Source organism: Pontibacter sp. HJ8 (assembly GCF_054824225.1).
Map to the genome: position 1 here is coordinate 1 of NZ_JSYF01000119.1, position 12,491 is coordinate 12,491.

Annotated in this window: 14 protein-coding genes; 7 read left to right on the plus strand and 7 right to left on the minus strand. The window is 49.3% G+C overall.

All coding sequences use genetic code 11. The features are described from left to right. Both pncA and OB13_RS06710 read left to right on the plus strand, forming a co-directional pair. Window positions 1-611 (plus strand): bifunctional nicotinamidase/pyrazinamidase (gene pncA, locus OB13_RS06705; RefSeq protein ID WP_461489383.1); only part of this gene is annotated, 611 nt, incomplete at its 5' end. 116 nt (window positions 612-727) lie between these two features. After that, on the plus strand, window positions 728-1,516 hold the full coding sequence (locus OB13_RS06710) for a penicillin-binding transpeptidase domain-containing protein (protein ID WP_461489384.1): 789 nt from the start codon (window positions 728-730) through the stop codon (window positions 1,514-1,516). Between the two features lie 24 nt (window positions 1,517-1,540). Here the strand turns inward: OB13_RS06710 and OB13_RS06715 are convergent, their stop codons facing one another. From OB13_RS06715 to rocF, 4 genes are all read right to left on the minus strand, one after another. Next, entirely contained in the window at window positions 1,541-2,440 is a 900-nt protein-coding gene (locus OB13_RS06715; protein WP_461489396.1) for a 1,4-dihydroxy-2-naphthoate polyprenyltransferase, read from the minus strand. Window positions 2,441-2,498: 58 nt separating this feature from the next. Further along, window positions 2,499-3,002: a glutathione peroxidase gene (locus tag OB13_RS06720; protein ID WP_461489385.1), complete on the minus strand. Its 504-nt coding sequence runs from the start codon at window positions 3,000-3,002 to the stop codon at window positions 2,499-2,501. A 209-nt stretch (window positions 3,003-3,211) separates the two neighbouring features. After that, on the minus strand, window positions 3,212-5,002 hold the full coding sequence (gene argS, locus OB13_RS06725) for an arginine--tRNA ligase (RefSeq protein ID WP_461489386.1): 1,791 nt from the start codon (window positions 5,000-5,002) through the stop codon (window positions 3,212-3,214). Between the two features lie 9 nt (window positions 5,003-5,011). After that, entirely contained in the window at window positions 5,012-5,983 is a 972-nt protein-coding gene (gene rocF, locus OB13_RS06730) for an arginase (protein WP_461489387.1), read from the minus strand. 173 nt (window positions 5,984-6,156) lie between these two features. Between rocF and OB13_RS06735 the strand changes: the two genes are divergently transcribed. Continuing rightward, a complete protein-coding gene (locus OB13_RS06735; RefSeq protein ID WP_461489388.1) occupies window positions 6,157-7,551 on the plus strand; it encodes a type III PLP-dependent enzyme domain-containing protein in 1,395 nt (464 codons plus the stop codon). An 87-nt stretch (window positions 7,552-7,638) separates the two neighbouring features. Then, complete coding sequence (locus tag OB13_RS06740) at window positions 7,639-7,791, plus strand: hypothetical protein (protein WP_461489389.1); 153 nt, start codon at window positions 7,639-7,641, stop codon at window positions 7,789-7,791. Between the two features lie 130 nt (window positions 7,792-7,921). On the opposite strand, the gene OB13_RS06745 is transcribed toward OB13_RS06740, so the two are convergent. From OB13_RS06745 to OB13_RS06755, 3 genes are all read right to left on the minus strand, one after another. After that, window positions 7,922-8,302 (minus strand): RidA family protein, encoded by a 381-nt coding sequence (locus OB13_RS06745; RefSeq protein ID WP_461489390.1) that lies wholly within the window; start codon window positions 8,300-8,302, stop codon window positions 7,922-7,924. A gap of 488 nt (window positions 8,303-8,790) precedes the next feature. Next, on the minus strand, window positions 8,791-9,963 hold the full coding sequence (locus OB13_RS06750; protein ID WP_461489391.1) for an MFS transporter: 1,173 nt from the start codon (window positions 9,961-9,963) through the stop codon (window positions 8,791-8,793). A gap of 58 nt (window positions 9,964-10,021) precedes the next feature. Then, window positions 10,022-10,375 carry an HAD hydrolase-like protein gene (locus OB13_RS06755; protein ID WP_461489392.1) on the minus strand — a complete coding sequence of 118 codons (354 nt, stop codon included), beginning with the start codon at window positions 10,373-10,375 and terminating at the stop codon, window positions 10,022-10,024. Window positions 10,376-10,389: 14 nt separating this feature from the next. Between OB13_RS06755 and OB13_RS06760 the strand changes: the two genes are divergently transcribed. From OB13_RS06760 to OB13_RS06770, 3 genes are all read left to right on the plus strand, one after another. Next, complete coding sequence (locus OB13_RS06760; RefSeq protein WP_461489393.1) at window positions 10,390-10,959, plus strand: Crp/Fnr family transcriptional regulator; 570 nt, start codon at window positions 10,390-10,392, stop codon at window positions 10,957-10,959. A gap of 68 nt (window positions 10,960-11,027) precedes the next feature. After that, window positions 11,028-11,438 carry a hydroxyisourate hydrolase gene (gene uraH / locus OB13_RS06765; RefSeq protein ID WP_461489394.1) on the plus strand — a complete coding sequence of 137 codons (411 nt, stop codon included), beginning with the start codon at window positions 11,028-11,030 and terminating at the stop codon, window positions 11,436-11,438. 133 nt (window positions 11,439-11,571) lie between these two features. Continuing rightward, entirely contained in the window at window positions 11,572-12,027 is a 456-nt protein-coding gene (locus OB13_RS06770; protein WP_461489395.1) for a hypothetical protein, read from the plus strand. The last annotated feature ends 464 nt before the right edge of the window (window positions 12,028-12,491 follow it).

Genomic DNA, 12,491 nt, shown 5'->3' on the forward strand with positions numbered 1-12,491 from the left:
TCTTATTAATTGATATTCAGAACGATTTTTTGCCAGGAGGCGCCCTTGCCGTACCCGAAGGAGACCATGTTATCCCGATCGCAAACCAGCTGCAGGCACATTTTGACCTGATAGTGGCCACACAGGACTGGCACCCAGAAAGACACAAAAGCTTTGCGTCTGAGCATGCAGGCAAAAATGTGTTTGACCAAACCAAGCTGCTGGGCCTTCCGCAGGTGCTCTGGCCGGACCACTGCCTGCAGGGAACGCCCGGCGCTGACCTAGCTCCGGCATTGGATACCAACCGGATCGAGGCCATCTTCCGCAAAGGCACCAACCCCGAAATTGACAGCTACAGTGGTTTCTATGACAACGGTCGTCTCAAGTCTACCGGGCTGGCTGACTACCTGCGGGGCAAGAAAGTGCAGGAGGTATACCTGGCGGGACTGGCAGGTGATTACTGTGTCTACTTCTCTGCCAAAGACGCCCAACTGGAAGGTTTTCAAACCCACCTGATAGAAGATGCCTGCCGCCCGATCGACAAAAAAGGTTTTGAGGCAGCCAAAGCAGACCTCCTGGGGCTGAGTGGAAAGATCATCCGTAGCAGCGACCTGCTTACCGGCCGATTTTAAGACGCTGAGCACAACTTCATTCCCTAAATCAGTTCTACCTGTACTATCGGGTTTCCAGCTTAAATTCAGGTATAGCCTTGAATCCAAGGCTGCGAATGCCCGCGCTAATCAGCTTTATGAAGAAAACCCATTTGTTCCTGTCCCTTCTGTTGCTGCTGCCCCTATTCGCCCTGGGCCAGCATAACCTGCAGCAGCCCTTCCTGGATTGCCAGATCAATGGCAGCACCACCATCTACGACTACAAGAACAAGAAGTGGATCTTCAGTGACGAGGCAGACGCCCGCCGGGAAACCCTGCCGGCTTCCACTTTCAAGATCATCAACTCCCTGATCGCTTTAGAGACGGGCGCCGTTACAGATGAGCAGGAGGTGCTGGCCTGGGACGGCAAAGAAAGAGAAGTGAGCGCCTGGAACGCAGACACCGACATGGAAAAAGCTTTCCGAAACTCAACGGTCTGGTTTTATGTGGCGCTGGCAGAAAAAGTCGGGAAGGACAAGTATAGGAAGTACCTCAAAAAAAGCAGCTATGGCAACGGCCATATTACGACAGGAAAAGAAGGCGATTTCTGGAACTACGGCCAATTTGGTGTAACGCCTGTGAACCAGATCGAATTCCTGAAAAACCTGTACGAAGAGCGGTTACCATTCTCAAAAAGAAGCTTCGGAATAGTGAAACGCATAATGATAGAGGAAAAAGGCGAAGGTTATGTGCTACGGGCCAAAACAGGCTGGACAAATTTTGGCGGACAGGACACCGGCTGGTGGGTAGGTTACATCGAAAAAACAGACAATGTCTACTTCTTCGCGACCAGGTTAACTAAAAACAAGGAGACTGAAAATCCTGCCTTTTTAAACTGCCGGAGGGAGATTACCAGGGCAATTTTCAAACAACTGGGTATTTTGTAATTAAACCCTGGCCAGCCTACTCCTCTACCCCACCACCTGCCCGATGCCAAACAGCAGCACGAACAGCAGCGTGGTAATGGCCATCTGCTTCAGGTAAGGATCCAGCTCTGCAGAAGTCTGCTTGCGCCATACGTTCAGGCCATTGATCACCACCAGCGGGATTGCCAGCACAAACAGGAACTGCCAAACGCTATAAAAGTTAAGCAGCACGTACAACAGCGCACTCAGCACCCCGCCTGCCAATAGGAAAAGGTGGTATACCCGGGCGCGCTCCGGCCCCATCCTTACCGGAAGGGAGCGTTTGCCTGCCAGCACATCCGACTTGATATCCCGGATATTGTTGACGTTGAGCACCGCCGTAGCAAAAAAGCCACAGACCAGCGCCGGAAGGATAACCTCCGCCTCCAGTTGTTGCGCCTGCAGAAAATAGGTACCCAGCACGCCCACCAGCCCAAAAAACACAAACACCGAGATATCGCCCAGCCCGGCATAACCGTATGGCTTGGCCCCGGCCGTGTAGTTAATGGCCGCCCAGATCGCAGCCAGGCCCAGCACCAGGAAGAGCAGGAAGTAGAGCAAACCTTCGGTGCCGAAGGACACCCATAGCAGTAGCAACCCCGACACCAGCGACAACAGGCTGAAGGCCGCCATCCCTTTCTTCATGTGTTCTGCCGTAATATGACCGGCCTGCACCGCCCGCTTGGGGCCTTCCCGGTGCACACTGTCAGCTCCGTGTATGGTATCGCCGTAGTCGTTGGCCAGGTTCGACAGGATCTGCAGAAAGAGCGTCGTCAGGACGCATAGCCCGACAATCGTGAGATTGAAAACACCATGGGCTGCCGCCATAAAAGCCCCCATCCCGATACAGGACAAAGCCAGTGGCAAGGTACGGGGTCTAAAAGCCGAAATCCAGACCTTCAACAGGCCTGGATTTGGAGCAATTTGATCTGATTCTGACAATTTTATTTGAAATTAAATACGCTTATTTGCTGATGGCAGCCAGTATCTCTTCTCCCATCGGGCTAACTTTGGAAGGATAAAAGGCTACTACTTCACCCTTTTCGTTTACCAGGTATTTGCTGAAGTTCCAGGACGGCTTTTCCTGGTCAGGTGCGTGCTGCTCCAGCCAGGCATACAGCGGGTGACGGTCTTCCCCCACCACGGATACCTTATCCATCATCTGGAAGCTTACGCCATAGTTTTTCTGGCAGAAGCTGGCAATCTCTTCCTGGGAACCGGGTTCCTGGCCTCCGAAGTTATTGGCCGGAAAACCCAGGATTACGACTTTATCGCCATGCGTTTCGTGCAGCTTTTGCAGGTCGGCATATTGTGGGGTATAGCCGCACTCCGAGGCCGTGTTGACCAGCAGTACCTTTTTGCCCTTATACTTCGAAAAATCGATCTCCTTCCCATCCAGCGAGTTCACCTTGAAGGTATAGAAATCACTGGTTTGTGGGTTTGCGTTGGCTGTTGTTTCAGGTGTCATAGTATCGGTTTTGGTGGTAGGATTTGACCCGCCTGAGCAGGAGGTCAGTACACCTAATACAAGCACTCCAGCTAAAAGTTTTACGGTACGCTTCATTTCTATGAGTTTAAGGGATGAGTTTGACTGCGTAATAACCACTGTACCTAAGTTTTGTTCTGATCTAATCGCAGGTATGGCGCGAGCGTCCTTGCTCGCGCCATACCTATACCTTACATACGCTCGGGCACTTCAATCCCCAGCAGCGCCATGCTTTTGCGCACGAAGCGTGCCACCATGGCCGACAGGGCAATGCGGAAATTACGCGCCTGATCGTCCGTTTCGTTGAAGATCGAGATCTCCTGGTAGAAACGGTTGTAGGCTTTGGCCAGTTCATAGGCATAGTTGGCGATCACCGAAGGCGCAAACAGCTTACCGGCTTCGAGCACCACCTCCGGGTAGTTTGCCAGCAAGGTGATCACATCCTGCTCTGCCTCATGCAGGGTCTCAAAATTATCGAAAGAGGTGGCTTCTACGCCTATACCCATCTCCGCTGCTTTGCGAAGAATAGCTGAAATACGGGCGTGCGTATACTGGATGAATGGCCCCGTGTTGCCCCGGAAATCAATGGATTCCTGCGGGTTGAAGAGCATGCGTTTCTTCGGATCCACCTTCAGAAGGAAGTACTTCAGGGCGCCCATGGCCAGGGTATGGTAGAGTTGCTGTGCCTCCTCGGCCGTAAAGCCTTCGATCTTGCCCAGTTCCTCGGTCTGCTGACGGGCCGTGTCGATCATTTCCTGCACCAGCTCATCGGCATCCACGACGGTACCTTCTCTGGATTTCATTTTGCCGGAAGGCAGGTCCACCATCCCGTACGACAGGTGATAAATGCCTTCCGCGTAAGGTTTGCCCAGTTTCTTGAGTACGGCTTTGAGCACGTGAAAATGGTAGTTCTGCTCATCGGCCACTACGTATACCGACTGGTCGTAGGGGAAGTCGTTGTACTTGAGCTCAGCCGTACCGAGGTCCTGCGTGATGTAGACCGAGGTACCGTCAGAGCGGAGCAGCAGCTTCTCATCCAGCCCGTCCTCGGTCAGGTCCACCCATACCGAGCCGTCCGGCTTCTTATAGAATACGCCTTTCTGCAGGCCTTCTTCCACGCGCTCCTTGCCTAAGGTATAGGTCTCGGATTCGTAGTAATATTTATCAAAATTAACGCCGATGTTGCGGTAGGTTTTGTCAAAGCCGGCATATACCCAGCTGTTCATCTGCTTCCAGAGCGATACCACGGCTTCATCGCCCTGCTCCCACTTCTGCAGCATCTCCTGCGCCTCCAGTATGAGCGGGGCTTTTTTCTTCGCCTCCTCTTTGTCCATACCGGTTGCCACCAGCTCGTCGATCTGCTCTTTGTAGGCCTTATCGAACAGCACGTAATACTTGCCTGCCAGGTGATCGCCTTTCATGCCACTGCTCTCCGGTGTTTCGCCGTTGCCCATTTTCTGGTAGGCCAGCATGGACTTGCAGATGTGGATGCCCCGGTCATTGACCAGGTTGGCCTTCATCACGCGGTGGCCGTTCGCCTTCATGATCTCGGACACGGAGTAACCCAGGAAGTTATTGCGCAGGTGGCCCAGGTGCAGGGGTTTGTTGGTATTGGGAGAAGAATATTCCACCATTACGTTTTTGTCGGAAGCAGCTGCCTGTCCGTACGTTTCGTCCTGCATCAGCTCACGGAACAAGCGCACCCATACCGCCTCCTCTATCTCCAGGTTCAGAAAGCCTTTCACCACGTTAAAGTTTTTCACTTCTGCGGTATGTTCTTTCAGGTAAGTACCCAGGATCTCCCCGATCTGCTCGGGTCCTTTGCCTGTTTGTTTGGTATAAGGGAACGTAACGAAGGTAAAGCTGCCGGCAAATTCCTTGCGGGTAGGTTGCAGGCTGATCTGGGAAGCATCCACAGGAAGATCGAACGTGGCGTGCAGTGCCTGGCTTATACCCTGGCTAATAGCGTATTGAAGTTGCATTAATGTAGATTAATGTATAGCTGTTTTGTTAAATTCTCGGTGTAATATAGCGTCTGTGGCCGTTTCGAGTATATCGAAGGCATTTTCGGCCATGGTGTTTTCCGTATCGAGCGTCGGGTTGATCTCGGTCATCTCGTAGCAGATGATGCGCGGGTCCTGCAACAGGCAGTAGTTTAGCCGCTTGGCCTCGTCTACGGTCAGGCCGATCTCCACCGGCGTACCCGTTCCCTTCGAAAACTTGGAATCCAGGCTGTCCACATCGAAGGACACGTAAATAATATCGCAGTCGCGGAGGCGCTCCAGGGCTTCTGATGCAATCTTATCCGGTCCCTTCTCGGCCAGCTCGGCATACGTAAAATTCTTGATGCCGTGTTTCTGCATCAGGTAATCTTCCGGCTCCTCGGTGTCGCGCACCACGATGTAGATCAGGTGCTCCGGTTTTAGTTTGGGGCCTTCAACCCCGAGTCGTTTCAGGGAGTTCCAGAAAAAGATCGTTTCCGGCTCCGGGTCGTTTATCTGCCGCTCGAGGTTGTCGAGGTTGAGCGCCATGGCCAGCGGCATGCCGTGCACGTTGCCCGAGGGCGAGGTATACGGCGAATGAATATCGGCGTGTGCATCAATCCAGATCACGCCCAGTGTTTTGTCGGGGTAGGCGGCTTTGATACCGGCGATCGTGCCGTGTGCATTGGAATGGTCGCCCGAGAGCACCAGCGGAAACATGTCCAGCTCCAGGGTCTGCTCTACCACGTTGCTGATGTTCTTCTGTACGGTCAGTATGCTGTCAATGCGGTGTGCATTGGGGAAGAGGTCCTTATCGAACAAGGTATAGTTCAGATCCGGTACGCTGATAGAGTTGAATCGCTTGAAATAATCGCACCCTTTGTCCCAGCAGGCCACCCGCAGCGCATCGACGCCCATACTCGCTCCACGAGTACCGGCACCCAGCTCAGATCGCACTTCTATCAGTTTGATTTTTTTCATAGGTAATCGTAGTTCTGTAACGCATCAAGCTACGCAGCACAAATTATTTTACAGCTTTAAAGAGCCTGAAAAAAATAATTTGATGCACGTTTCTTATAAATAGAACAAAGTTTTTGCAAAGATGGTAAATAACAAACAATATTGCATGTTTTCTTAAGAGCTTAACCACCGGAATGGATAAATACACCGACCTGATTCACCAGACTTTTGACTTCCCCACAGACGAATTTACCGTAGAAAACAACGAGTTGTTGTTCAATGGTATTCCCCTGATGGAGATCATCAAAAAGTACGGAACTCCTTTAAAATTAACATACTTACCCAAGATTAGTTCTCAGATTCAGAAGGCAAAGCGTCTTTTTAATGAGTCGATGGAGAAACTCGATTACCAGGGAACCTATACCTACTGCTACTGCACCAAGGCTTCCCATTTTTCATTTGTACTGGAAGAAGCCCTGAAAAACGACATCCACATTGAGACCTCGTCAGGGTATGATATGCAGATCGTGCGGGCTTTGTACAACAAAGGCAAGATCGATAAGGACACCTATATTATCTGCAACGGCTTTAAGCGCGAGCGCTACCGCCATTGGATCACAGAGTTCATCAACGAGGGCTTTACGAACTGTATGCCTATCCTGGACCACCTGGGAGAGATCGAATACTACAAAGAGCACGTTAAGCAAAAAACCAAGGTAGGTATACGCCTGGCCTCCGACGAAGAGCCAAAGTTTGAGTTCTATACCTCGCGCCTGGGAGTTCGCTACAACGATGTAATTGACCTGTATGAGCAGCAGATCAAGCCGGACGAAAGGTTTGAGCTGAAGATGCTCCACTACTTCATCAACACCGGAATAAAGGATACTTCATACTATTGGTCAGAGCTTAGCCGTTTTGTACATAAGTACTGCGAGGTGAAGAAGGTATGCCCCGAACTGGATACCATTGACATTGGCGGCGGCTTCCCGATTAAGACGTCCATACAGGCAGATTACAATTACCGCTACATGACGGAGGAGATCCTGCGCACCATCAAGCGTATCTGCAAGGAAGAAGGCGTGCCGGAGCCGAATATTTTCACGGAGTTTGGTATTTTCACCGTAGGTGAGAGCGCGGCCAACATCTACTCTATTCTGGACGAAAAACTCCAGAACGACAAAGAATTGTGGTACATGATCGATGGTTCGTTTATTACCAACCTGCCGGATGCCTGGGCTTTGAACCAGCGCTGGCCGCTACTGGCCATCAACCATTGGGACAAAGAATACCGTAAAATACAATTAGGCGGCATGACCTGCGACAGCCAGGATTACTACAACTCGGAAATGCACTCGTTCCAGGTGTTCCTGCCGAAGACGCCTAAAGAAGACCCGCTTTACATCGGATTCTTCCATACGGGGGCTTACCAAGAGCAATTGAGCGGGTATGGCGGCATCAAGCATTGTCTTATTCCGTCTCCGCAGCACATCCTGGTTGACCGCGATGAGAACGGGGAACTTAAGACGTGGCAGTTTGCGCCGGAGCAGACCTACGAGACGATGCTCAACATTCTGGGATATGAGGTATAGCCATCTGACTAATATTTTCGTATTCTATTTTGTATCTATAGTAAAAACAGTATTTTTGAAGCAATATCATTATATAAATATATTAACATGAAGAAATTAGCAGCATTCGGCGCACTAATCCTGGCACTGGGTATGACTTCCTGCAAGACGTATTGCCCTGCCTACAACTTTGCCAGCGTAGAGGTGCAGAAAGCACCGGCCGCCGGCAATGCAGAAACAACTGAAGCTATCAAGGGTTAATCCAAACACGACCCTACGCAATAAAAAAACCGGCTGTTGAGCCGGTTTTTTTGTTTTTGGGGTATGCCGGCAAATCCGGGCAGGTATAAAATTTCTGGCTATACCTGTAGCGCATATCCGTCGCTATACCTTAACTTTTCCGTGCTATCATCTCAATCTCTACCTGGGCTCCCAGCGGCAGGGCAGCTACGCCTATGGTGGTGCGGGCAGGATAGGGTGCCGAAAACTGCCCGGCATACACTGAGTTCATCGCCTGGAAGTCCCCCATGTCCGTTAAAAAGACATTGACCTTCACGACATCATCCGGCGTGAGCCCCGCAGCAGACAATACCTGGAACAGATTTTTAAAGCACTGCTTGGTCTGGGCGCTTATATCTCCCGCCACCAGCTTTTCGGTTTCGGAATCGATCGGGGTTTGCCCGGAAAGATAAACCAGTTCGCCCGACTCAACGGCATGCGAGTAAGGACCGACAGCAACGGCTCCTTCTGCGTTAAATGCTTTTCTTGACATATGTTTGTTTTCCTCTTTGTGATTTTTATACCTATACCTATCGAATAGTATCTATAAAATGTTCTTAGGTTTTATGTTTAAAGGAGCCGTTAGCTATAAAACAGCATAAGGTGCTTAGGATGGATTAAGGTTAGCAAGACGCTCTAATCCAAAATAGCCGAAACAAATTCACCCAACTTTGAATCACCTGATCCCACTGAGCAGACATAAACATTCTTGTGTCAGGTTGTGAAGCTTTTAGCTTCTATACAGGGCCTTCAGTTAAGGTATAGGTATAGATGTAAATCTAAGGGTATAAAAGGACAGAGCAAACGCGCCATCAGAAATGATAAAAGAAACCAATTCATATTTTCTCTTTTGTTGGCCTGGCCATTTATCTCAAGCTGCTTAAAATTAGTCCCTATGGAAAAGGAATTCTTTAACGCGAAATTCTATCGCAACGCCTCAGCTACCGAAATGGTGGTTGAAGATGATAGCTTGTACAAAAGTCAACCCAACGTCTTTTTCGCAAAAAAGGAAATCAGCATGCCTGGAATAGCCAGGGCAATCGCCATATACGTCAGGATCATGGGAGAATAAGCACCCAGTAACAGACCAGCACCAGAAGTTGCCAGCATAATGGACAGGTTGAAGGTAGAAGACTGAACCGATGTAGCAACGTCCTTGGCTCTTTCTACCTGTTTACTTACAGCTGCCTGAAACAAGGTGACCAAGGGTCCGAACGAAAGTCCCCATAAAAAGAAAGCAAAATGAGCTATACCTATGGTTCCACCGAATAGTATAAATACAACCATGGAAACGATCAGCAAGGCAAACATGGCCACTGTGAGCTGCCTCAGGTATAGGTCGGTGTATTTTATGGCCAGCAAAACGGAAATCAAGGACCCTACCCCGAAAAGCAATAAGGCACTTTCTATTCCCCCGGCAAGCTCTATTTCATCGACAAGGCTTGTGATATACACATATACCCCATAATGCGCACTCACACCAAGCAGGGTAAGCAACAGGACAATTAAAACCGCCGGAATTTTGAGCAGGGCAAATGGCGATGAACTTCGGGTAAGCTTCTCTCCCGGTATGGAAGGCAATGCAACAGCACTGATCAGTGCAATGGCAACAATAACGACCCCAAGTGCAATGAATTCTGTTCGCCAGCCATATTCGTTCCCGATAAAAGTCATCAGTGGCATTCCCAGGCTTATACCCAATGTGTTCCCCGCCATGATGACCGCAATTGCTTTCCCGTGTTGCTCCTCATTTACCAGGCGCATTCCGTAGGCAGCAATCATGGGCCACATCACCCCGGCACAAATTCCGCCTATAATCCGCAGGAAGATGATAACAGCATAGTCCAGCAAGAGGCCCGCAATTATATTCGAGATAGCAAATCCGGCAAGCAAGATCAACAACAAGATTTTGCGGTTGAATCGCATGGTCAATGAAACTAGCGGAATCGCAAAAATAGCAGACGCAATGGCGTAGTAGCCTACCAGGTTACCCCCTTGCACCTCGCTGATATCCAATTCCGCCATCATTTGCGGGAGAACACCCGAAGGCATCAACTCAGAAAGAATCCCGACGAAGGTCACAGAAGACATCAAAATCATAAGCAGCAATGGGAAAAAATCTTTCCCGCTGGCTGTAGCGTGTTGATCGCTCATAGTAGATACTTTTACCGCTGTTTAAATTTGCTGTTGTTTCATGGAGTGGGGTATCTACCTATGAAAACGGCTGGAGATAACATAATAGTTTTAAAGGGCTTTGTTGCATGAATGCCCTGTTAGGGCATTGATACTTATACCCGACTAAAATAGAACGCACGCCTACTTTTTCAGCGGCTTCCAGGTCACGCTTCGAGTCCCCTACCATCCCGCTCTGCGCTGGGTCGATGCTATACCTGCTGATGGCCCGCTCCAGCATCAGGCTGTCGGGCTTGCGTGACAGGGACTCGGAATGAGCAGGGTACGAAGGTGCGTAATAAATGGCATAGATCAGTGCATCAGAATACTCAAATTTTATGTCCTTTGAAAAGTAAATGTAAGCCTTCGGGTAGCGTACACCAAAGAGATACAAAAGCTATTGGTAGAATGTATGAGCTTTTAGGAAATTATATAAGGAGCAGGACAGGTATAGCCGAGTCTGATTTAAAGTTGATTTATACCTATTTCAGTCCTGTTAAAACAAAGCGCAACGAACTCCTGCTCACGAGCGGGGAGGTCTGCCAGCATTATTATTTTGTGAACAAAGGCTGCATCCGGATCTATACCATCCATGAAGGCGGCAGAGACATGAGCAGGTTCTTTGCTTTTGAAGGAGGCTTTGGCACTGCTTTGCCCAGCTTTATAGAACAGGTACCCGCTACTGAGTATATGCAGACCATCGAGAGGTCCGAGCTGCTCAGGATACAAAGGGCAGACTTTCTGCATTTAGTAGAAACCATACCTGCGTTCGCCTTTATCTACAGACAAATTCTGGAGTTGGGCTTTATAATGGCCCAGAAAAGGATCTATGGGTTCCAGGGGTTTGACGCACTGGAGAAAGTAAAATGGATCATCCGGCATCAGCCCGATTTTTTACTGCGCGTTTCCAATAAAATGGCCGCTTCCTACTTGGGTATCTCGCCCGCTACCCTCAGTCGCACAAAAGCAAAGCTCTGAAAACGTTGCCCTAAGTCAATGTTTTCCAGCCAGGGTGCTTCTACCTTTGTCTGAAAGATCTCAAAACTATGACAAAGCACCTGATTCTAACACTCCTGCTTAGCTTAACGGTTACGCTGGCCTTTTCGCAGGCACATACGCACCAGCTATCCAGCCACATTCTTGATATTTCTACCGGCCAGCCCGCAGCCGGCGTGCCGGTCAGGCTGGAAAAACTGAAGGAGAAGACCGGTAAATGGATCCCTGTGGAGGAGAAGATAACAGATAGCCAGGGCCGCATCAAAGATTTTCTCGACTATAATAAAACGGAGACAGGTGTTTACAAGCTCACCTTTCTGGTGGCCGACTATTTTAAGCAGCAAAACACAGCTACTTTCTACCCCTTCATCGAAGTGGTGTTCCAGATCAGGGATAAAGAGCATTACCATGTTCCAATCACCCTCTCGCCCTACGGATACTCTACCTACAGAGGCAATTAATAGACAGGCCCTCGGGAAACAGATCAAGGCCACTTTTATATTTTATCCTGCGCTCTTCCGCCCCTTGCCTTTCTACTGAAAGCTTGGCATAGAGCAGTCCGCAGGTCATTTTTTCATTTTTAATATTTTACCTATGTTCGTCAGACAGTTTTTTATCATTTTGATGTTCTCTATAGCAACCCTTACTGCCTCCTGCCAAAACAGCAAAGAAAAGGATGAAAACGGCCAAAATCCCATCGACAACAGGCTTATCGGCAAATGGGATGTGCGCTCCAAAACAGACACAGAAGAAGTAAAGGGTGTAAAGAAAGAGACAGACCGAGAAGAATATCAGCCAGGTGAAAAGACCTACGAATTTACCGTTGATAACAAGCTGATCATTACAGACGACTTCGGACGCTACCAGACAACACTGCCTGTGCAAATGATGGAAGGAAAGCTGTATTTAGGCCAGTTCCACAAAGGGAAAGAGCCTTATACGCTGGCATTTACAGAAAACAGGCTCGAGATGGTGAAAAAGGAAGAAGAGCAGGAGAATGGCCAGGTCGTTGTACAGCAGCAAGTGGTCGTGCTGGAACGGCAACTGTGATGTAGCCTGCGCCTTAGTCCTGGTAGTGTCTGCTGTAGCGTCGGGTACTCATCAATAAGCAAACATAGACGAAGAACTGCTGGCACTGCTCACGCGGGGCATCTCTGGAAATCAGCCCCCTGAGCAGGTTATAGCAGCCGGGGACTCTTTCAACGCTTAGTCAACTGTTCAGTTATTACCGCAGTGAGGAATCTTCAGTACTAAGATTTAATTGATGCACGACTGTTTGTTACAGCACAAAAGCTTCATGGAAACACGTCTGCCCTCACTGCGGCAATAGCCTGTTAGCGGGTGTTATTCCTTTCGTGTTTTTAATTGCCTGAAAGCGTTTGAAACTGCCTGGTGCATGATGGTAGCGTGGTCTTCCTGTGGCAAATAGTCAAATATGACATGTACTGTTTTACTTTTTGTCGCTTTAATTTTATCTGCCAAGAAGTTTGCATCTACTTCCATCACCCGTGGGA